General features: G+C 37.9%; 17 protein-coding genes. All 17 read left to right on the forward strand.

Going from position 1 to position 23,487, the window contains the following annotated elements; genetic code table 11:
• Positions 1 to 104 precede the first annotated feature (104 nt).
• A complete protein-coding gene (gene rpoC, locus FSB76_RS19805) occupies positions 105 to 4,394 on the forward strand; it encodes a DNA-directed RNA polymerase subunit beta' (RefSeq protein ID WP_147056353.1) in 4,290 nt (1,429 codons plus the stop codon).
• 222 nt (positions 4,395 to 4,616) lie between these two features.
• On the forward strand, positions 4,617 to 4,928 hold the full coding sequence (locus FSB76_RS19810) for a DUF3467 domain-containing protein (protein ID WP_147056355.1): 312 nt from the start codon (positions 4,617 to 4,619) through the stop codon (positions 4,926 to 4,928).
• A gap of 159 nt (positions 4,929 to 5,087) precedes the next feature.
• Complete coding sequence (locus FSB76_RS19815; RefSeq protein ID WP_147056357.1) at positions 5,088 to 5,906, forward strand: polysaccharide biosynthesis/export family protein; 819 nt, start codon at positions 5,088 to 5,090, stop codon at positions 5,904 to 5,906.
• 16 nt (positions 5,907 to 5,922) lie between these two features.
• The gene (locus FSB76_RS19820) at positions 5,923 to 8,331 is read left to right on the forward strand and encodes a GumC family protein (protein ID WP_147056359.1); all 2,409 of its coding nucleotides are present in this window, start codon (positions 5,923 to 5,925) and stop codon (positions 8,329 to 8,331) included.
• Positions 8,332 to 8,348: 17 nt separating this feature from the next.
• Entirely contained in the window at positions 8,349 to 9,509 is a 1,161-nt protein-coding gene (locus FSB76_RS19825; RefSeq protein ID WP_147056361.1) for an acylneuraminate cytidylyltransferase, read from the forward strand.
• A gap of 17 nt (positions 9,510 to 9,526) precedes the next feature.
• A complete protein-coding gene (locus tag FSB76_RS19830) occupies positions 9,527 to 10,399 on the forward strand; it encodes an N-acetylneuraminate synthase family protein (protein ID WP_147056363.1) in 873 nt (290 codons plus the stop codon).
• A gap of 16 nt (positions 10,400 to 10,415) precedes the next feature.
• Positions 10,416 to 11,366, forward strand: coding sequence for a Gfo/Idh/MocA family oxidoreductase (locus FSB76_RS19835; RefSeq protein ID WP_147056365.1), 951 nt, complete (start codon positions 10,416 to 10,418; stop codon positions 11,364 to 11,366).
• 3 nt (positions 11,367 to 11,369) lie between these two features.
• Positions 11,370 to 12,338, forward strand: coding sequence for a Gfo/Idh/MocA family protein (locus FSB76_RS19840; protein ID WP_147056367.1), 969 nt, complete (start codon positions 11,370 to 11,372; stop codon positions 12,336 to 12,338).
• Between the two features lie 63 nt (positions 12,339 to 12,401).
• Positions 12,402 to 13,100, forward strand: coding sequence for an SGNH/GDSL hydrolase family protein (locus FSB76_RS19845; RefSeq protein ID WP_147056369.1), 699 nt, complete (start codon positions 12,402 to 12,404; stop codon positions 13,098 to 13,100).
• A 52-nt stretch (positions 13,101 to 13,152) separates the two neighbouring features.
• The gene (locus FSB76_RS19850) at positions 13,153 to 14,583 is read left to right on the forward strand and encodes a lipopolysaccharide biosynthesis protein (RefSeq protein WP_147056371.1); all 1,431 of its coding nucleotides are present in this window, start codon (positions 13,153 to 13,155) and stop codon (positions 14,581 to 14,583) included.
• A gap of 137 nt (positions 14,584 to 14,720) precedes the next feature.
• Positions 14,721 to 15,722: a hypothetical protein gene (locus FSB76_RS19855; RefSeq protein ID WP_147056373.1), complete on the forward strand. Its 1,002-nt coding sequence runs from the start codon at positions 14,721 to 14,723 to the stop codon at positions 15,720 to 15,722.
• Between the two features lie 77 nt (positions 15,723 to 15,799).
• A complete protein-coding gene (locus tag FSB76_RS19860) occupies positions 15,800 to 16,453 on the forward strand; it encodes a CatB-related O-acetyltransferase (RefSeq protein WP_158642940.1) in 654 nt (217 codons plus the stop codon).
• Positions 16,454 to 16,468: 15 nt separating this feature from the next.
• Positions 16,469 to 17,722: a hypothetical protein gene (locus FSB76_RS19865; RefSeq protein WP_147056377.1), complete on the forward strand. Its 1,254-nt coding sequence runs from the start codon at positions 16,469 to 16,471 to the stop codon at positions 17,720 to 17,722.
• On the forward strand, positions 17,682 to 18,533 hold the full coding sequence (locus FSB76_RS19870; protein ID WP_147056379.1) for a glycosyltransferase family 2 protein: 852 nt from the start codon (positions 17,682 to 17,684) through the stop codon (positions 18,531 to 18,533). Before FSB76_RS19865 ends, FSB76_RS19870 begins: the two co-directional genes overlap by 41 nt.
• 303 nt (positions 18,534 to 18,836) lie before the next feature.
• The gene (locus FSB76_RS19875) at positions 18,837 to 19,880 is read left to right on the forward strand and encodes a glycosyltransferase family 4 protein (protein ID WP_158642941.1); all 1,044 of its coding nucleotides are present in this window, start codon (positions 18,837 to 18,839) and stop codon (positions 19,878 to 19,880) included.
• A 3-nt stretch (positions 19,881 to 19,883) separates the two neighbouring features.
• On the forward strand, positions 19,884 to 20,873 hold the full coding sequence (locus FSB76_RS19880) for an NAD-dependent epimerase/dehydratase family protein (RefSeq protein ID WP_147056383.1): 990 nt from the start codon (positions 19,884 to 19,886) through the stop codon (positions 20,871 to 20,873).
• A gap of 714 nt (positions 20,874 to 21,587) precedes the next feature.
• On the forward strand, positions 21,588 to 23,429 hold the full coding sequence (locus tag FSB76_RS19885; protein WP_147056385.1) for a right-handed parallel beta-helix repeat-containing protein: 1,842 nt from the start codon (positions 21,588 to 21,590) through the stop codon (positions 23,427 to 23,429).
• Positions 23,430 to 23,487 lie beyond the last annotated feature (58 nt).

Below are 23,487 nucleotides of genomic sequence, written 5' to 3' on the forward strand. Positions count from 1 at the left end.
GAATTATTGAGGGATTGAATTATTGATTAATTCAGTCCTTCAGTAATTTCTGGAATTCGATAATTCAATAATTCATCCTTCAATAATTAAAAACAAAGGAGACTATGTCTTACAAAAAGGATAATAAAATCAAAAGTAATTTCACCACGATTACGATCAGTCTGGCCTCTCCGGAGTCCATTCTTGAGCGTTCAAGCGGTGAGGTTTTAAAACCAGAAACCATCAACTACAGGACCTATAAACCTGAGCGTGATGGTTTATTCTGCGAGCGTATTTTTGGTCCGGTTAAAGATTATGAGTGCCATTGCGGTAAATACAAACGTATCCGTTACAAAGGGATTGTTTGCGACCGTTGCGGTGTTGAAGTAACCGAGAAAAAAGTTCGTCGCGAGCGCATGGGCCACATTAACCTTGTAGTTCCTGTTGCGCACATCTGGTACTTCCGTTCGTTGCCAAATAAAATTGGTTACTTATTGGGCTTGCCAACAAAACGTTTAGACTTAATTATTTACTACGAACGTTACGTAGTAATACAGCCAGGTATTAAAGAAGCAGACGGAATCAACAAAATGGATTTCCTTACTGAAGAAGAATACCTTGACGTATTAGATACCCTTCCAAAAGAAAACCAGTACCTTGACGACAAAGATCCTCAGAAATTTGTTGCCAAAATGGGTGCCGAGGCTTTGGAAGAACTATTAAAACGCCTTGATTTGGATGAGCTTTCATTTAGCTTACGCCACCAGGCAGCAAACGAAACTTCACAACAACGTAAAAACGAAGCGTTAAAGCGCTTACAGGTTGTTGAGGCTTTCCGTGATGCAAAAACCAGGATTGAAAATAACCCAGAGTGGATGATTGTTAAAATCGTTCCGGTTATCCCGCCTGAATTGCGTCCGTTAGTGCCTTTGGAAGGTGGTCGTTTCGCTACTTCAGATTTGAATGACCTTTACCGTCGTGTAATTATCCGTAACAACCGTTTAAAACGTTTGATCGAGATTAAAGCACCAGAGGTGATTTTACGTAACGAAAAACGTATGCTACAGGAAGCTGTAGATTCGTTGTTCGATAACTCACGTAAAGTTAACGCGGTTAAAACCGAAGGTAACCGTGCTTTGAAATCACTTTCGGATATCCTGAAAGGTAAACAAGGACGTTTCCGTCAAAACTTATTAGGTAAACGTGTGGATTACTCTGCCCGTTCGGTAATTGTTGTAGGACCAAACCTTAAATTACACGAGTGCGGTTTACCAAAAGATATGGCTGCCGAGTTGTTTAAACCATTTATCATTCGCAAAATGATTGAGCGTGGTGTGGTTAAAACAGTAAAATCTGCCAAAAAGATTGTTGACCGTAAAGACCCATTAGTTTGGGATATTTTGGAAAACGTATTGAAAGGACACCCTGTATTACTAAACCGTGCGCCTACGCTGCACAGGTTGGGTATCCAGTCGTTCCAGCCAAAACTGGTTGAAGGTAAAGCGATTCAATTGCACCCATTAACCTGTACGGCATTCAACGCGGATTTCGACGGTGACCAGATGGCCGTTCACGTACCACTTGGTAACGCGGCAATTTTGGAAGCTCAGGTATTGATGCTTGCATCGCACAACATTTTGAACCCTGCCAACGGTACGCCTATTACAGTACCATCACAAGACATGGTGCTTGGTTTGTACTACATAACCAAAGGCCGTAAAACTGATGAAACACGTATCGTAAAAGGACAAGGTTTAACCTTCTACTCGTCAGAAGAAGTTATTATAGCTTACAACGAGAAAAAACTCGACCTGCACGCCTTTATTAAAGTGAAAGCTTTTGTTAAAGACCGCGAAGGTAAAATTGTAAGCAAAATTATTGATACCACCGTAGGCCGTGTATTGTTCAACGAGCATGTGCCGGTTGAAGTAGGTTATATTAATGAGCTGCTTACCAAGAAATCATTACGTGATATTATTGGCGAGGTGGTAAAAATTACCGGTATGGCACGTGCAGCACAATTCCTTGATGATATTAAGGAGTTAGGCTTTAAGATGGCATTTCAGGGTGGTTTATCATTTAACCTGAAAGATATCAATATCCCTGCGGAGAAAGTTACATTAATCGAAACAGCTTCTAAACAAGTTGAAGAGGTTATGGGTAACTATAACATGGGTTTCATTACCAACAACGAGCGTTATAACCAAATTATCGATATCTGGACCCGTATTAACAACCGCTTAACCGCGAATGTGATGGACATCCTGAGCAACGATAACCAGGGCTTCAACTCGGTGTACATGATGCTTGACTCAGGTGCGCGTGGTTCTAAAGAGCAGATTCGTCAGCTTGCAGGTATGCGTGGTTTGATGGCTAAGCCTCAAAAATCTGGTTCAGGTGGTGAGATCATTGAAAACCCGATTCTTTCAAACTTTAAAGAAGGTTTGTCGGTATTGGAGTACTTTATCTCAACCCACGGTGCACGTAAAGGTTTGGCGGATACGGCGTTGAAAACAGCTGATGCCGGTTACTTAACCCGTAGGTTGCATGACGTTGCCCAGGATATGATTGTAGGCGAAGTTGATTGCGGTACCTTAAGGGGTATTTACACAACTGCGTTAAAAGATAATGAAGATATTGTTGAGCCACTATACGATCGTATTTTAGGCCGTACTACCTTGCATGATGTTCATGACCCTATTACAGGTGAATTGCTGGCATCAGCAGGACAGGATTTGACCGAGGAAGTTGCCAAGAAAATTGAAAACTCTCCTTTAGAAGGTGTTGAAATCCGCTCGGTATTAACATGCGAAAGCAGGAGAGGTGTGTGTGCTTTATGCTATGGCCGTAACCTTGCAAGCGGCAAACGCGTGCAAAAAGGCGAGGCTGTTGGTGTAATTGCTGCGCAGTCAATTGGTGAGCCGGGTACACAGTTAACATTACGTACATTCCACGTGGGTGGTACCGCGTCAAACATCGCGGCTGAATCACAGATCAACGCTAAGTTTGATGGTATTATCGAATTTGAAAACGTACGTACAGTTGAATTCAATACTGCCGAAGAAGGTAAGGTCGATGTGGTGTTAGGTCGTTCGGGCGAGTTCAGGATTGTTGAGCAGGGAAGCAATAAAGTTATTGTTACCAACAACATCCCTTACGGTTCGTACCTGTATGTTAAAGATGGTGCCAAAATCACCAAAGGCGACAGGATTTGTTCATGGGATCCGTACAATGCGGTTATCATATCCGAATTTGCAGGCTTAACCCAGTTTGAAGCAGTATTAGAAGGTATCACTTTCCGTGAAGAATCTGACGAGCAAACCGGTCACCGCGAAAAAGTAATTATCGATACCAGGGATAAAACTAAAAACCCTGTTATCCAGATTACCGATACAAAAGGTAACGTAATAAAAGGATATAACATTCCTGTGGGTGCTCACATTGCCGTTGAAGAAGGCGAGAAACTACAAACCGGGCAGGTTATTGCTAAAATCCCTCGTTCAACTGGTAAAACCCGCGATATCACCGGCGGTTTACCACGTGTAACCGAGTTGTTTGAAGCACGTAACCCATCTAACCCGGCTGTAGTAACCGAAATTGATGGTGTGGTAACCTTAGGCGGTATTAAACGTGGTAACCGCGAAATGACCATCGAATCAAAAGATGGCCAGATCAAGAAATACCTTGTTCCATTGTCAAAACACATCCTTGTACAGGATAATGACTTTGTGAAGGCTGGTATGCCGTTATCAGATGGTTCAATATCACCTGCAGATATCCTGGCTATTAAAGGCCCTGCTGCTGTACAGGAGTACCTGGTAAATGGTATACAAGAGGTTTACCGTTTGCAAGGTGTGAAGATTAATGATAAACACTTCGAGGTTATCGTTCACCAGATGATGCAGAAAGTAGCTATCGAAGATGCGGGCGATACCCGTTTCTTAGAGCGCGAAGCTGTTGATAGCTGGGATTTCATGAACGAGAACGATGAGATATTTGACAAGAAAGTTGTTGTTGAGCCAGGTGATTCAACTACGCTAAAAGCCGGTCAGATAGTATCATTAAGAAGGTTACGTGATGAGAACTCAATTTTAAAACGTAAAGATTTGAAATTGGTTGAAGTGCGCGATGCTATCGCAGCAACATCAAGCCCGATACTGCAAGGTATCACCAGGGCCTCATTAGGTACCAAATCGTTTATCTCGGCAGCATCGTTCCAGGAAACTACCAAAGTGCTGAACGAAGCAGCTATTGCAGGTAAAAAAGATAACATGCTTGGCTTGAAAGAAAACGTTATTGTTGGTCACTTAATACCTTCAGGTACAGGTTTACGCGAATACGAAAATATCCGTGTAGGCTCACAGGAAGAGTTTGACCGCCTAATGGCTTCAAAAGCTGAAGAAGTAGAAGCATAAGTTAACTTCTTATATTATTAAGTCCCCCGGGTTTTATCTTCGGGGGACTTTTTTTTTGAAAAAAAAACACGTCATGCAAAACAAAAGCAAAAATAACTTGTTTTAGGGAAGCTTGTTCTGAATGCAGTATACAACGTGGTATTGTAACAAAGCAGAAGAATAAAGTAATTACCCTAACAAAAGACTGTATTGAAAAGTACGTCTTTTTGTTATTTTAGTAGCATGGAAGAACAAAACGAAAATCAGCTTAATATCGAGCTTTCTGAAGAGATTGCAGAAGGTATTTATTCAAACCTCGCCATTATTACCCACTCCAGTTCGGAGTTTGTGCTCGACTTTATTCGCGTTATGCCCGGAGTACCAAAAGCCAAGGTGAAATCAAGGATAATATTAACGCCTGAGCATGCCAAGCGACTACTAACCGCGTTGGAAGATAATATTGAAAAGTTTGAAACATTAAACGGCCGCATCAAAATTCAGCAAGATCCATCAGGTTTTCCAATGAATTTTGGAGGCACCATGGGACAGGCGTAATTTTGATTATTATATTAAAACGCACTTTTGATTAAAAAAAAGTTACGTTAAAGGCGTATTTATAAAAAAAATAGTAATTAATTAATCGGTTTTAAAAAAAAGTATATATATTGCAACGTTTTAAAACTTACACCTATAAAATATGAGAAACGTAATCCAATGAGAAAAACCTACTTTTTAAATTCATATTTAATACTCGTCATCTTATTCGTCTCAGTGGGATTGTTTTCTTGTTCATCCGCCAAGAATATTAAATATTTTAAGGATATACCAGATTCGGGACAATTAAAGACAATTGCGAAGGCCGAGTACACCGAGCCAACTATTCAGGGAGACGATATATTGACCATTATAATAGAAACTGTAGACCCGGCGGCGTCAATTTCTGTTAATCAGGGAAACGTGCCTATCGCCAATTCTGCGATTTCCACCGGTGGAGCGACTTCGTTTAATCAGCAAGCCTCAGCTGGCTACCTTGTAGATAAAGAAGGATATGTAACGATACCTATATTGGGTAAATTAACGGCTATGGGATATACAACTGCGCAGTTAAGGGATACCATTCAAAAAAAGGCTGCTGGTTACTTTAAAAACTATACCGTAATAGTTCGCTTTGCAAACTTTAAGGTTAGCGTAACCGGTGAGGTAGCAAGGCCAGGTCAATACATTGTACCTAATGAAAAAGTAAATATACTTGATGCTATTGCCATGGCTGGTGACCTAACCATTTTTGGAAAAAGAGAAAATGTATTGCTGATAAGAGAAAATCCCGATGGTTCAAAAACGCCTTACAGAGTAAACTTAAATAAAAGCAACATCATGTCGGCTCCGTATTATTACCTGCGTCAAAATGATATAATTTATGTTGAGCCGACAAAAGGAAAAGCTGAAGCTAATGATGCCTATCAAACACGTGTTGCAGCCATAGCAACTTCCGTTTTGTCGTTACTAATAATCATCGCCACAAGAATAAAATAAAAATCTTTATTGCTATATGAAAGATAACTCGCAGAATGAACCTGCAAACATCTATTTTGAAGATAACAAAGATAACGGATTTGATATAAAAAAGGTTTTAGGCCTTATATTATCTCATTGGGTGATTTTTGCTATTAGTCTTGTGGTTTTTGTGTCACTGGGTATTCTTTATGTCCGCTTAACAAGTCCAAACTATACCATTAGGGCAATGATGTTGGTTAGTGAGAACCAAAAGTCATCACCTGGGAGTCAAATGGATTTAGGTGCTTTAACAGATGTTGGTTCCCTTTTTGGTTTGCAAAATAATGCCTTGAACGAGGTGCAAATATTGAAGTCGATCCATTTGATGACAGAAACAGTTAAGGATCTGAAATTAAATGTAATCACGTACAAAAAAGGGCACCTAAAAAAAACTGAGTTTTTTGATGAAGCTCCTTTTACAGTTGATATAAAATATCTTGTAGAATCAGTTCAGGCGCGGAATTATGTTATCGACATAACCAGTACGAATAAGCTTCACATTGTCAATTCAGTTGATAACATAGATACTTTGGTGTCATATAATCAGCCAATAAACTTACGACAGTATGTATTAGAATTCACTCCGACCAATAAGCCTGTCACTGGAACCAACACTTATCAGGTTGCCATTGTTTCGGTTGAAGAACGGGTTGAATTCCTGCTGAGAAATTTTACTGCAGATCTATCTGACAAACAGGCTACTACAATAGATATGTCATTAAAATACCCAAATTCAAAAAAAGGAGAGGCTATTTTAAATAAACTTATGGCGTTGTACTTGAAATCCGATTTGCAAGATAAAGTTCAAATTGCAGATAGTACACTGGCATTCATTGATAACCGACTAAGCTTGGTAAGTAAAGATCTCAGCGGAGTTGAAAAAAACCTTGAAGATTTCAAAAAGCAAAATCAATTGGTTGATGTGCAGGAGCAGGCAAAAGCTTTAATTGCAAGTGCCGGCGATTATGACAAACAATCGCTGACGCAAAATGTGCAATTATCGATTATTCAGGATCTCGAGAAATATCTAAATGACCCTAAAAATCATAAAATCATACCAACTTCTCTTGCCATACCCGATGACGGCTTTACAACCGCTGTAAGCTCATACAACCAATTGTTACTGGATCGAGATAAGATGACGCTTTCCTATAATGAGAATAACCCCGTTATACAAAACCTCGATACACAACTTGAAAATTTTAGGAATAATCTGAAAAAGAGTATTGCTGCCTACAAAAAAGGATTACAAATAAGCCTTAATTCTTTGAAAGCGAAAAACGGAACATTCAATAATATGATTGCCAGTGCTCCTGTAAAAGAAAGAATATTCCTTGATTACACCAGGGAGCAGAATGTTAAGGAGCAAATTTATTTGTTTTTGTTGCAAAAGAAGGAGGAAACTGCGATAACAAAAACCTCAACTTTGGCCGATGCGCGAATAATCGACCCTGCAAAAAGTGAGTATTCGCCGCCTTCAGGCCCCAAAATTTTGGCATTTGCAATTTTTGTTCTTGCAGGCTTCTTTTTACCAATTGGTTTCTTTTTTGTTAAAGATATACTGAAGACAAGGATTGTGTCTAAAGAAGATATCGAGAAGTTAACAACGATTCCAATTGTTGGGGAAATTAGCCATAATTCGGATCAAATGAACATAGTTGTTACCAATAACTCAAGATCGATTATATCAGAACAGTTTAGGTCCTTGCGTACCAATCTTCAGTACCTACTAAACTTGTCGCAGACTAATGTGATAATGATAACATCAAGTATGAGCGGGGAAGGCAAATCATTCATTACGCTTAATTTGGGTAGCGCTTTGGCATTGTCGAACAAGAAGGTTGTTTTCATAGAACTCGATCTTCGAAAACCTAAGTTGTCACAATCAATGGGTATCAGTAATCAATTTGGGTTTTCCAATTATGTAGTGTCGGATAAACTGACTGTTGATGATGTTCTCCAGCCATCACCTTTTTTTGAAAATTGTTCCATAATTTCATCTGGTCCAATACCTCCAAATCCCTCAGAGTTGTTATTGAACAAAAGGCTGGAATTAATGATGAACGAATTGAAACAGAGATTCGACCTCATTATCATCGATACTGCTCCTGTTGGCTTGATATCTGATGCATTACTTATTGAGCCCTTTGTTGACATGAGTTTATATATAGTGCGACAGAATTACACATTCAAAAATCAACTCAACATACCACAGGATTTGTACAATCAAAAGAAGCTCAAGAAAGTTTACATTGTTGTGAACGATATTATGAAGAGTAAAAACGGTTATGGTTATGGTTATGGTTATGGTTACGGCTATGGTTACGGCTACGGTTATGGCTATGGTAATTATACTAATGAGGAAGCAAAAGGCGGAATTTTAAGCAGGCTTTTTAAACGTTAATAAAACCTTATTTATCTATGAAAACTGTTGCTATTCTGCCGTTAAGAAAAGGTTCGAAAAGTATAAAAAATAAAAATAAAAAAAAGCTTTTAGGCCGTCCGTTGTACCAATGGATATTGGGTGAGGCAATTCATAGCAATATCGACGAGATTTATGTTTTTACTGATGATGAAGAGATAATAGAAAGAGTTAAGTCGGTTTACAAATGGACTGACAAAGTAAAAACATGGTTGAGAAGTGAAAACTCTGCAACTGATACCGCGAGTACCGAATCGGGGATGCTTGAGCTTGCTGAAGGTATAAATTATGATTTTGATATACTCTGTTTGTTGCAAGCAACTTCACCGCTCTTAACAAAAGAGGATATTAACAAAGGAATGAATAAGCTGGTAAAAGAAGGCTATGATTCTGTACTAAGTGCTGTTAACAGCAAAAGGTTTATTTGGAATGAAGAGGGGAAAAGCGTCAATTACGATTACCGGAACAGGCCAAGGAGGCAGGATTTCCCGGGATTTTTAATTGAAAACGGTGCTCTTTATCTGATAAAAAAGGAATCTTACCTTAAAGAAAACAACCGGTTATATGGCAAGATTGGCATTGTTGAAATGCCGGAAGATACCCTTGTAGAAATTGACGAGCCAGCTGATTGGGTGCTGATTGAGCAAATACTTTCCAGTAGGTTAAAGAGCAATAAGAAGGCATCGAAAAAGATAAAGGCACTGGTGCTGGATGTTGACGGTGTTTTTACAGATGGAACTATGATCGTATCTCCGGAAGGAGAGCTGGGTAAGGCTTTCAGTCTGCGCGATGGTATGGCGCTTGAGATATTTCGTGAAGCGGGGCTGGAAGTAATCGTTATGACTTCTGAAGACAGCCCGATCGTAGATCAGCGGATGAAAAAGCTCAATATTCAACATTATTATAAATGGGCTAAAGACAAATACTCATTGATTACCAAATGCTGTAATGATCTGAATATAGGACGTGATGAGCTTGCTTACATAGGCGACGATGTAAACGACATGGCCAACCTGTTAAGCGTAGGCTGGGGAATGGCTCCAGTTGATGCAGTTAATGAGATCAAGGTAATCGCAGATCTCGTACTCCACTCAAAAGGCGGGGACATGGCGATACGTGAAGGAATTGATTTTATAATGAAATTAAACAATCGAAATTAAAAATAAATAAAAAAAACATGAAAACACCGAAAGTGATAGCCGAAATTGGTTGTAACCATAAAGGCGAAATGGAAATAGCAAAAGAATTAATCAAGGTGGCAAAGATTTTTTGCAAAGCAGATGTTGTTAAGTTTCAAAAAAGAAACAACAGAGAGTTGCTTACAGAAGAACAATACAATGCACCGCACCCTAATGCTGCCCATGCTTATGGAGATACCTATGGTGCGCACAGAGAGTTTCTTGAATTTTCTGCAGAACAACATGCTGAATTGAAAGCTTTTTGTGACGAGTTAGGTATAGTTTATTCAACTTCAGTTTGGGATCTGACATCAGCAAAGGAGATTGCGGCGTTGAATCCTGAATTGATAAAAATCCCTTCTGCTTGTAATAATAACTACGATATGCTGGGTTGGCTGTGCGATAATTACGATGGCGAGATCCATGTTTCAACAGGTATGACCACCAAAGATGAAATACAGGATTTAATTGAATTCTTCATCACCAAAGGAAAAAATAAAAACCTGGTAGTTTATAACTGTACGTCAGGTTATCCTGTGCCATTTGAAGATGTGTGTCTGCTCGAGATCAATACCCTGATTGACAAATATCAAGATAAAGTGAAAGCTATCGGTTTCTCTGGCCATCACTTGGGTATAGCTGTTGATATTGCAGCCTACACTTTAGGAGCAGAGTGGATCGAGAGGCATTACACCCTTGACAGGACCTGGAAAGGAACAGACCATTCGGCTTCACTGGAACCAGATGGCTTAAGAAGGCTAATCCGTGACCTTGCCGCTGTATCAAAAGCGCTTACTTACAAGAGCAAAGACGTGCTTGATATCGAAAACGTACAAAGGGAAAAATTGAAATACAAAAAAGCCGTTAAATAATACAAATCTACCCGTAATGAACAATGTAATAATTATCGGTACCGGTAATATTGGCAAAAGGCACTTACAAGCATTATATAGAAGCGACCTTGAATTTGAGATCGTAGTTTATGATGTTTTTAAAGAGTCATTGTCATCGGTATCTCAATTTTGTATTGATAACAAACTTGATTCCGCCAGGGTTACGCCCGTTGAAAGTTTTGATAAGTTGCTTGGGTTCATAAACGGTGATTCGGTGGTTATTGTTGCTACAACTGCTACTGATAGGATCAACACGCTTGAGCCGGTTATAATTCGCAAGCCCAAGGCTATTATTGTTGAAAAGCCAATTGTGCAGGTTGAAGCAGATTATTATTATATTCAATCGATAGCGGAAAGTAACCAAGTTCCGGTTTACGTTAACTTCATAGCTCATGCTCAGCATTTTTATCGTGAGATATATCAAAATGTTAAAGATGCCAAGGAGTTCAGTTTTTACACCAATATGCCTAATTGGGGAATGTCTACAGTTGGCGTGCATCAGTTTGAATTATTCTTCTGGCTTTTTGGCATCAAAGAATATGAAGTCGTGTTTTCTGAGGTAAGTTCAGTTTATGAACAAAAAAGGAAGGGATTTTATGACCTTGCAGGAAGTATTGTGCTGAGTGATAAAAAAGGCAATATAGCAGTATTCAGGAATCATACTGTGCCTTCTTTCCCTTCCATACAGATAATCACCGAAGACTATTTGTATACTGTTCATGAAAGCCAGAATATGCTGATAAAGATCGGCCCCGATAAAAAGCCAGTTGTAACCGACTTGAATGTGCGGTTTGTGAGCACTTACATCAATGAAATCGTTGATTATGTATTTAATAATGAATTTGATAAAGTTTACCTCCCAACGATAGCAGATAGTTTCCTGGCGCATAAACTTTTGTTCGATTATATTTCTCAACACGTTAAAACCCCGCTAAATATTACGTAGTTTATGCAAAGAATTGTTTTTATAGGTTGTGGTCAGATTGCTCATTTTCACGCAGATGTTTTAACGAGTTTAGGTTGTAAAATTGTAGGTGTAGCCGCCAAAGAAGATAACGACAGATTATTAGCATTTAAAATAAAATATCAGATAAATAAGTCATTTATGTCATGGAATGACATGGTGGCTGAATGTGATTTTGATGCAATATGGGTTGTTGCCAGCTGGCCTGCAATTGACGAAATGATACTTGATCTGATAAAGACCGGGAAAAATATTTTCGTTGAAAAACCAGTTGCTTTATCATCTGAAAAAATAAAAAAAGCGATAGAACTGCAAAAAGAATACGGTACCAAAATACAAATTGGGTACAACAGGCGTTTTTATAAATTTATACCTTACCTGCGTGAGCGAATTATTAAAGGAAAAATCCGCTCGGTTATTGTGGAAGTGCCTGAGACTACCGGCGGAAAAAGCGATTTCCTGCTGAAAAACCTCTGGCTGCAAAACTCATCGCATGTGGTAGATCTTGTTTACCATCTGGTCGGAAAATTCGATCTTGTTTTTGCCGATTCACAGTCAAAGGTCACACACGAAAAAGATACATTTTACTCTTTATTCCAGGCAAAAGGAGATAGTTACCGCTTTCAGGTAAACATTATATCTGTATGGAATTCGCCATCTAATTTCTCCATAAAAATATACATGGAAGATGAGTTGATAGAACTAAAACCGCTGGAAGTTTTAAAGATATATCAAGGTTTCGAAATACGTGATCCTACTCCGGAGTTGCCCATTCGTCAATACTTGCCAAAAGTAAAAGAAAGCCAACATTGGGGCAGCAGCGAGGATAAATTTAAGCCTGGTTTTTATGACCAAGCAAGATATTTTCTTGGTATGATTCCGGAGTCTGGATATTCGCCATCACTTTTGGAAGATGCACTTTACGTAACGGAAACTATAGAGTCTTTTTTATAGTCGGTAACCTCCGTTGTTATTCTTTCAGCGCATTAGGCAACATATAAATAATTTTTATTATAAATGACCAAAATTCTGATAATTGCCGACTCAAATGGGATGCCGCGTAATGAGATCACTTACGAAGAAACCTGGGTTTATAAATTAATTACATCGTTGCCTGCACTGCATTTTATTGATCGCAGCAGGAGAGCCTCCACTGTTGAAAGACTTATTACTGAAGGCGGCGATGTTGTTAACGTAAAACAAGGTGCAGACTTACTTGAATATTACAATCCCGACGTTGTTATTTTGCAATTAGGCATTGTTGACTGCTCGCCGAGGTATGTTAACAACAGAAATGTTTTTGTAAAAATATTGAACCAGATGCCTAATAAAGTTCAATCCTTTTTTTACCGTTTCATAAAGAAGTATACCACACGTAATCCTAATTATGCTTTTGTGCGGGCCGATAAATTTAAAAAAATATTGGAGCAGTTCATCTTAAGGGCGGCGGCAATAAGTACCAAAGTATTAGCAATTACCATCGCACCGGTTACAGAAGAATTTGTAAGAAAAAGCCCGCACATAAGAAAGAGCATCGCTTCATATAATAATATATATAAAGAGTTAAGCTCAAAGTTCCCCGGTTTTTTTATTGTTGATCCTTTTGATGAGAGCGTAGATATCGAATTTATAGCGTTGGACGAGTTTCACGTAAATAATGAAGGGCATTCACTTATATACAATAATGTTAAAACTGCCCTGGTGGAATTGGTTTAATAATTGAAGGTAGGCCATCTTAATTATGGCCCCAGTAATTTTAAAATAAATAATGGCTTCACTATTAAAAAATACAGCTATATATGGCCTCGGGAACATGGCCCAAAAAGGGCTCAGCTTTTTACTTGTATTTATGTTTACCCATTATCTTACCCCGTCAGATATTGGTATCATTAATACACTTCAGGTGTTCTCTGTAATTTATGTATTTTTCCTTTCGTTTGGCCTTGAACGATCATTATACCGTTTGTATCATGATTACAAAGACGTACAGGACCGCCGGAATTTTTTAGGCACAATTAATATCGGTATTGTCATAATTTCAACGATTGTTATTTCAATAACCTTTTTGCTAAAGGATGCAATTTCGGCCTTGCTTCCCGGCGTGGCTTTTTACCCACTTATTATTCTGGGTATGTGCGATGCCTTCTTTACAACCATTACGATAGTGCCCAAGATACTTTTTCAGGTTGAAGGAAAGCCGTTTAAGTTTTTATTTCTTACACTTGGCCAGGCTGTGTTTGGAGTGACGTGTACTTGTGTGGCATTGTACATGGGGTATAGGTCAGCTGCTGCAGTTTTTGGTGCGGGTATATTATCTTATATCTTTTTTTTTCCGTTTGACTTAACTGCAATCATAAAGAATGTAAACTTTAAATTCGATACTAAAGTATTTACAACTACGCTTAAATATTCGCTGCCGATGTTACCATCATTGTTGTCAAGTTGGGTTATTAATATGAGCGATAGGTTTTTTATAAACCATTTTTATAATCTCACCCAGGTTGGTTTGTATTCGGTAGTATACAAGATTGGGCAAGTGGTACAGCTATTTTCTACCGCGGTACTTATGTCATATAACCCCATCTTTTTTGAGATGGCTAATAAGCCCAACCCGGATCATGAAAAAATACAAAAGCTCCATAACGATAATATCCTACTGCAGCTGTTTATGTGCTTTATCGTGGCATTTATCAGTAACGACTTTATAAAGATATCTCTTACGGAATCTTACCTAAAAGTAGCGTACATAGTTCCTATAGTCGCGTTCGGATATTTTTTTATCCAGATGAACGGATTGCAGAACCTGTCATTCCATCAAAGCAAAAAGATAATTGCACTGATGTTCATCAGTGTTTTTGCAGCTGTAACCAATATCATATTAAACTATTTTCTGATTAAATATTATGGTATTGATGGAGCGGCTTATTCTACAGTGATCACGCAGCTAATATATTTTGCTATCATTTATAAGATATCACTCAGATACTATGTGCTCCGTATAAACTTTAAAATAATAGCTTTATATTATGTTGGGATGGCAGCATTGGTATTTATATTTTTCAAATATGTTTCTCCCGGATGGCTTGGGCTCACTTTAAAATTGGCAATAATTGTCATAATATTTTACCTGATGTTTTACAAACAGGTAATTGGCTTAGTCACTAAATTTAAGGAGCGTAAACAAGTAAGCGCACTGTAAAACAAAGCATATGCCCAAAAAATATTTAAACAGGTTTCAGGTATCGCCAAAGGTATTTATACCTATAATGATAGCTGCCGTATGTAATTAGTAGGAATGTTTTTGGTAACGGAATCAAATAAATTAATTTAAAAAAAATGCTATATATCGTTTGTCTTTCTTACTTGTCTATCCCGGAGGTACTATCGTTAACTGAAGGGCACGATGATTTTAAAATCATAACAGATCAGCCATCGTTACATGAGTTTTGTAGCAAAATGTTTTCTGATAAAGAGGTAATTCTTGTTGACCGGCCGCCAAAATTATCCGGCCTAAATAAAATTATCCTGCCTTTAAAACTGAAACAATATAAAGCTGACCTGTTGAAAAAGCTTGGCAAACCTGAAAAATCAGACATATATATATTTTACAACGCATTTGGTTTTCACATCAGCTGGTGGCTAACAAAAATTGCTGCGAATAATACGATCTATTACAAGCCGGACATTGATATGTCGATGTGGAAAGACCGGTATACTGTTAATTCATTAGTTAAGCAATTTTGGATATGGCTTAATTTTAATGCGCTTACCATTCCGGTTTGGAATGGTACAGAATATTTTCCAAAAGTAAGTGACCAATATATCAGGAAATACCATATTAAAGTATTGGAGCGTATTCCTATTAATTTCGCTTATATAAAAAAGTTGCTGAATGAGAAGTTTCATATCGGTAATCAGAAATATTTGCTATTGTCGGGTAATACCGTTCCTGACAATATGGTGTATGAACAAGAATATATATCTAAAAATGATGCAATAATAGAAATTATGGGACTTGAAAATGTGGCCATTAAGATACATCCACGATTTAATTCCCTGTATGGAAAAGAAAAGGATGGTGTTATTGTACCCTCCTTTATACCGGCTAATATCATTTTCGACAATTTTGATACGATCATCGGGTATTCATCTGCTGCTTTGTTTGAGGCTGCCAACAAAGGAAAAACGACAATATCACTAATCTGCATGTTTGAGCCTGTTTCAACCGATAATAAAGCTAATTTTATTAAATATCTTAATGGCAATTTGAAAGACGGTGCGAAAATATTTTACCCTGAAACACCCGCCGAGTTTGCCGAAATAATAGGTGGTGCTTAAATATTTATTAACGCTTGCATAGTGACAGTTATTGAAATAATATGAGCTTTTTGACAAATAACCTTATATATAATTGGATGAAGCAGACTTATTTTAAAAGTAAGGCGCGCTGGTTGAAGAATGTTACTTTGCAAAAAGGGGTTCAATTGGATAGCAAAACGAAATTCGGTGGTAATAACGCAGTATACCAAGGGTCAAGGGTGAGAAGCAGCTTTATAGGGTATGGTACTTACATTGCAAATAATTCTGCCGTATTCAGGTCAGATATAGGGAAGTATTGTGCAATAGGGGATAACGTGAGCATTTCATTGGGGCTGCATCCCTCGAAAGAATATGTGTCCATACATCCTGCATTTTTTTCTATTTATAAACAGGCAGGCTTTACTTACGTTAATGAGCAACGTTTTAGCGAACATAATTATTTGAAAGACAGTGCCTATTGCGTTAAGATAGGTAATGATGTTTGGATTGGAAATAATGTTTTGATATTTGATGGAGTTACTGTTGGTGACGGAGCTATAATAGGCGCCGGAGCTATTGTTACCAAGTCGGTCGAACCTTATAGTATAGTATTAGGTGCGCCTGCAAAGCACGTACGTTATAGGTTTACAGCCGAGGAGATTGAAAAATTACTGAAGTTAAAGTGGTGGGATAAAGATCCTGAATGGCTAAAGGCAAATAGCCTGTCATTTAAGAACATTAAGCAATTTTTAAATGAAAATGAGTTATAGCTTTGCAATTGATATATGAATTTTTTAAAAAGGGTTACTAAAGACAGGTTACTGGTATTTTTGTTGCTGATTGCGAGTGGCGACCCTGCTCTTACTGCACAATCCTGGACACCCGGAGCGATGGTTGCCATCGCAGGTGTTCTTTTCTTTTACTATCGTGCGCGTTTAAAATGGCCTTTCTACAGGTCGTTTTTCATTTATATTTTTTTATTCGTAATTTTAATTATTTATCAATATTATACTCTTGGCGCATCGCAGGGTGTATTTTTATTAGGATTTATAATAAAAATATTTATCGGGATAGTTGTGATGGCAATACTGGGGGCGCGGTTTTCGATGGTGTTACTTGATGTTATGTATTTTATATGCTTAATAAGCTTTCCATTTTATTTAATACATTTTATTGGTGGCGACAATGTGATGCAATCATTCTTTTTAGGCGCCGATACACACTCAGTTGGTTTATATACCTTTAGGGGATTGGCGCCGGGTGAACACGTACTTCGTAATTCAGGCATGTTTTGGGAGCCGACGGCATTCCAAGGATACATCAATGTTGCGCTTTTCCTTAATTTCCGCAGGCTGAATTACCTGATGGCAAACCAACGTAAAAAACTTGCTATCATATTTATCGCTTTCCTTTCCACAATCAGTACTACAGGTTTCTTCCTGTTTGCAGTGTTGGTAGTTGTTTACTTGCTGGCGTACACCAAAATAAATAAGGCGTTTGCAGTAACGATAACAGTGATATTTTTTACATTAGGTATTTACCTTTTCAACTCACTTGATTTTTTGGGATCAAAAGTACAGTACCAATTTGAAGATGCATCTACAAGTAATGGCGATTACAATACCACACGCTTTGGCGAAATTTTATTTGATTACCATTATATTCAAAAACATCCGTTTACCGGAAACGGGTTCAATGCTGCTACAAGGTTTGCTGACGATCCCGAGATAGTACATATGATTGAAAATGGCAAGAATCCCGGCTTGGGAAATGGGTTCACTGATTTTATTGCCTGTGCCGGATTGATAGGCACATTTTGGTTTTTCTACATTCTATATAAGAACGTTTCCAAAGTATCAAAGGTTGATGCCATATTTTTAATTATTGTTATAATCATTTCGTTGCAGGGCGAAGCTTATTTAAGGTATCCGTTTTTTCTTGGATTGCCTTTTCTGATACCATTGCCGATATTAAACTATAAAAATTATTTAAGATCCCGTGAAAAGCAAAGACATAGCAATTCTTTTAACCTGTCATAACAGGAAAGATACCACACTCGAGTGCCTGAAAACCGCTTATGCTTCTGTTAAAAAAAGCCAGGTAAAGGTAGATATCTATTTAACTGATGACGGATCTACAGATGGGACTTCTGAAGCCGTAGCCTCACAATACCCGGATGTTAATATTATTAAAGGTGATGGTAATTTATTTTGGGGACGGGGCATGATAAGTTCATGGAAAGAAGCTGCAAAATACGACTATGACTTTTATATGTGGTTAAATGATGATTCGACCCTATTAGAAGATGCAATAGACAAATTATTGAAGGATTCCGCGCTCTTTAACTACCAATCGATAATTGCCGGCGTTTGCAAAGCCGGCGATTCAGATGCTATCTCCTATAGTGGCTATTTATTAAAGGACAAAAAGAAATTGCTACCACAAGGGAAACCTGTAATTTGCGATTTTTTTAATGGCAACATTGTTTTAATACCTAAGAGTGTTTTTTTGAAAGTAGGTTTTTTAGACGAGGTTTTTCACCACCCAGGTGGCGACATAGATTATGGATTGAGAGCAAAAAAGTATGGAATTAATTCCTACATATCGTCAGATGTAGTTGGAGTTTGCGAAACTAATGACGTTTTACTTAAATGGTGTAATCCCAAAGTTCCGTTCAAAGAAAGACTTAAAAACTTTAATTCACCCCTTTGTTTTAAACCCCGGCAGGTATATATATTTGAAAGACGACATACCTCGTTACATATGGCTTTATTCAGATCGGGGATTATATATATCAGGTTAGTATTCCCCAAACTATGGATACTAATGGGTAAAGCCAAACGGTATTGATAATTTGTACATATCAAAATAATGTCCGTTTGGTTTCAGATATATAAAGTTGCTGAATTTATATATGTTATTTGATTTTTAGGATGAGGGCAATATCACCTTTAGTAAGGAAATACGTCCTATCTCAATTGAACTCCATAAATATGGATATTGCCGTAGTTAAAGCATTTGTTTTGAGCACAGATGTTAAATTTTATTGTTTTGTTTGAGCTGTGGAAAAAGTAAAATGAATTTTAAAAATAAAATATTAGTAATAGGTCAAACCCCCCCCCTTACGGTGGCCAAGCGCTGATGATCAAATACATGCTTGAAAACGAGTTTGATGATGTGCAGTTTTTTCACGTTAGAATGAATTTTTCGAGGGAAATGAACGAGCGCGGCAAGCTTTCGTTTCATAAAATATTTCATATTTTATCAATTATAAAACAAACTTACATTTTAAAATTCCGGCACAAAATTCAGGTTCTGTACTATCCTCCCTCTAACGCGCCTACAGTGAGCATATTGCGTGATGTGGTGTTTCTGCTATGCACCAGGTTATTATTTAAAAAAACGATATTTCATTTTCATGCTGCGGGTATAAGCGAGGTGATACCCAAAATGCCCTTTCTATTTAGAGCCCTTACTTTACTTGCACTAAAAAAACCTGATTTAGCCATTAGCAGTTCTGCGTTTAATCCAAATGACGGGAAGTTTCTGAAAGCAAAAAAAACTGCAATAGTCCCGCTTGGTATCCCCGATGATTATGTTGATATTATAAACAATGCCGGCGCCAAAACTAACGAAGAGATCAACGTGCTTTTTGTTGGTTTATTAAATTCCACAAAAGGTGAAGGGTTTTTATTAGAAGCGATATATAAATTACATCAGCGCGGGCACCGTGTAAGACTGCAGATTGCCGGAAAGTTTGAAACAGATGATTATAAAAATGCTTTTTTTGAAAAAATAAGTGAATTTAATTTAGATAGTTACGTAGAGTATCTCGGCGTAATAACCGGGGAAAAGAAAACGCAGGCTTTTTTGAATGCTGATATCTTTTGCTTCCCAAGTTTCTTTATTTCGGAGTCATTCGGATTGGTGTTACTTGAGGCGATGGAATTTAAATTACCTATTGTTGCTACCCGCTGGCGGGGTATACAAAGTATTGTTGAAGAAAACCAAAATGGGTACTTGGTAGATATTAGAAATTCTGACCAACTGGCGGAAAGAATCCTTTTATTAGTAAGTGATCCTGAGCTGTTGAAACAAATGGGAGACAAATCAAGAGAACTATTTATTGAAAAATACACTTTAGAACGTTACATAAATGCACTAAATATGTCATTTAAAGAATTAATTAAATTATAGGTTATGAAAATATTAATTACGGGTGGAAACGGATTTATAGGAACGAACTTAGTTGAAGCACTAAGGGAATATCAAAAAGGAAGCGACGTGTTTATTATCGATATTGATTCGCCTAAGATAGAATTACAAAAAAACGAGTTGTGGTATAATATTGATATCTTAAACTATCCCGAATTGTTGTCGAAATTTATTGAAGTTAAGCCCGATGTTGTAGTACATATGGCTGCTGTAACCGATTGCGATCCGCGATTGGTTATGCAGGATTATCTTACAAATACTAAAGGTTCGGAGAATGTATTTAACGCTGCCGATCAAAGTAATCCTAATTGTTTTGTAGTTAATGTTTCAACACAATACGTAAATCAATCGGATGTTGTTCCAACTGCTGACGATGAATATGCTCCGCATACTGTTTATGGTGAATCAAAAATTATAGCTGAAAATACGCTTCGGAATGGCAATTATTCATTCAATTGGGTAACCGTACGACCTACAAATATCTGGGGGAAATGGCATTTGCGTTATCCGCATGAATTTTGGAAAGTGGTGAAACAAGGTAAATATTTTCACCCAGGGAGTAAGAAGGTGCAAAGATCATACGGGTATGTTGGAAACGTCTGTATTCAGATAATTAAATTGATTGAAAATGCTCAGAGTCCGAAAGTTTCGAAGAAATTTCTTTACGTTGGTGACAGACCTTTATACTTATATGACTGGGCAAACAGTTTTTCCAAAGCTATTACCGGGAAGCCTGCCAGAGTTGTCCCATCTTTTATGGTTTATACACTTGCCGTAGTCGGAAGCGGTTTGCAAAAAATTAATGTAAAATTCCCAATAACGCTTTCCCGATATAAGAACATGATTTCTGAAAACCCGGCACCTATGGAGCCAACTTTCAAAGTTACGGGTGAGTCAAGATATTCAGTTGATGAAGGGGTAGAAATTACCACAAAATGGCTGAAGGGCTTTTGGGAAAAAAACGGGATCGTATAAATACATTGTGATACTGTTGCTGTTTTTATTATACTAAGTATAGTAAAAGCAGCATTTTTGTATGTCATTTGCCGGCATATCCTATATAAGGAGGCGTTGTAACTCTTTTAGTAATTTCATAACGTTACGGTAAAGGAGCAATTTATTGCTGGTACGCCGGAATTTATTGAACCTGAAAGTAGGACGGCTTGATCTTTTCTCACCGCTATGGCCGCGTGATTCCTTTTCGTTGGATTTGCATAAACAATAAAACGTTTCTTGAGAGATCTTTGCCAGTGCTGGATTAGGTTGGGGTGATGATAAATGAGGTCACCAGGAACGATCGAGGTATTATGGTGCCATTCTTTGTTTATTTATAAAGCTGTAAAACAAATCCCGGGCTCAACCGTTACGTGAAATGACGGCCAGCCAGGGTATTTGAAACATTTTTTACAGGTGCGCCAGTCATCGGTGCTGCATTATATGGCGTAGCGGAATTGATATAGAATGGATACAATGGCATCCTGCATGCCGCGTTCTATACTGACGACCTGATAAAACAAACTCGGGTTTATGTAATTATTATAATGTATAGGAATATAAAAATCATGGTCAAATGCGTTTATCTCTTTTAATGAATCATTCGCATCCCGGTTAAACTATCGCCAAGTGTTGGATGTCTATAACAAAGTGATAAATAATCAAATTTTTCAACCCCCTATTAAAACAATCGCCATGAAACTAACAGTTAGATTTTTCTGCTTTTTGTTATTTTTCTTTATCTTACTTTCCGGTCATCTCAATGCTCAGCAAAAAATTTATATTTCGCTTACAGGATCTGATAACAATGATGGCTCAATATCAAAGCCCTTTGCTACCATAAATAAAGCCAAGAGCGCGGTACGGGCCATTACTCAAAATGGATTGAACACCAATGTACAAGTTATTTTAAGAGGCGGCGTTTATGAAGTAACCAATACGCTCAATTTCGGCCCGCAGGACGGGGGTAATGAAAACTATAGTGTTACCTACATGGCATATCCCGGAGAAAAAGTTATCATAAGCGGAGGTGAAAAATTGACAGGCCCCTGGAAAAAAGAGGGTGCTAATATCTGGGTATATAAAACAGGGGCACCAAAATCAGATAAAGCCGTCCCCCGGTCGTTATATGTCGATGATACCCGGTTGGTAAGGGCGCATTCGCCCGTATATTATACACAGGAACAATTACCTGAATTCAGGAACAGCTATAAATCCGGCGTATTTGATGACAAGTCCTTCCCCCGTTTGACAGTTGATTCGATAACGGCATTTTCCGGCTTTACCTACAGCGGCAATGATTTGGACAATATGCAAAACGATATCGGCTCGGCAGAAATTATTTTGTATGAAAGCTGGGATACCTCTGTGCATGACATATATAAGATTGATCCTTCAAAAAAAACAGTATTACTTAAGAGCCCGGCACACTTCCCGGTAGGCTTTTTCAGCAAACGCACGCGATATATAGTTGAAAATGTAAAGTCATTTTTAAATGCTCCGGGTACATGGTGTTACGATAAACAATCGGGATATCTATACTATTATGGCAATACAAAAGACAATCCTAATAATATGTCGTTCTATATGCCGGTGCTGAGTAAGATGATGTTAATAAAAGGCAATAGCAATAATTTTGTAACTAATCTAAACTTCGTCGGGATAGATTTTAGGTACACAAATTCTGAATGGGGCGTTACCACATTAACTCCGGCTAAGCAGCAATCCAATTTGGCCCATTACCCATGGCTTGATTTTTCAACGGGCTTTACATCGCCCCAGGGCGCTTTTACGAGCGGACAAGCCATATTCACCCAATATGCTAAAAATTGCTCTTTTGAGAATTGCAGGTTTTTTGGTCTGGACAATTATGCATTAAGAATAGGTGAGTATTCAGCTAACAATACGGTAGATAACTGTGTAATCACTTCATGTGGCAGCGGAGGTGTAATGATAGGTATTGATAATAATGATCCCGTAGGGCAGCATCTTAACCCCGCATCGTCTCCATCAAGAAATGTAGTTACGAACACTAAAATCTACAATTGCGGATTATTGCATCGTACAGCCGACGCGATAGCTGTAGTGCAAGCAAATCATACTTTAATAGCTCATAATTTAATTTATAATATGCCCTATACCGGCATAGCTGTGGGCTGGAACTTTAAATCGCAGGATAACTTTACATCTTACAACCTTATTGAATACAATCACATTCATGATGTGATGCAACAACTGGCCGATGGCGGCGGTATTTACACACTTGGTAAACAAGTTGGTTGTGTTTATCGCTGTAATTATATTTACAATATTTCACGTAGCAATGATGCTGTCGGCTCGTTTAATAATGGGATATTTTTTGACGAGAGCTCATCTTTAATGAAGGTTGACAGCAATGTTATTTACAATGTCAAAAATGCTACCATCCGCTTCAATCACTCAGATGTGTCGCAAATATCCATAGGAACAAACTATTTTGAAAAAGTAAATTCGAATAAACAGCTTCAGAATGCTATATTTCAAAAAGTACTAAAGTAAAAAAAACTTTATTAAGGAAATAGAAAATTCCTCGTATCATTATTTATTGCGATGATAT

It is taken from the genome of Mucilaginibacter ginsenosidivorax (assembly GCF_007971525.1).
Lineage (GTDB): Bacteria > Bacteroidota > Bacteroidia > Sphingobacteriales > Sphingobacteriaceae > Mucilaginibacter > Mucilaginibacter ginsenosidivorax.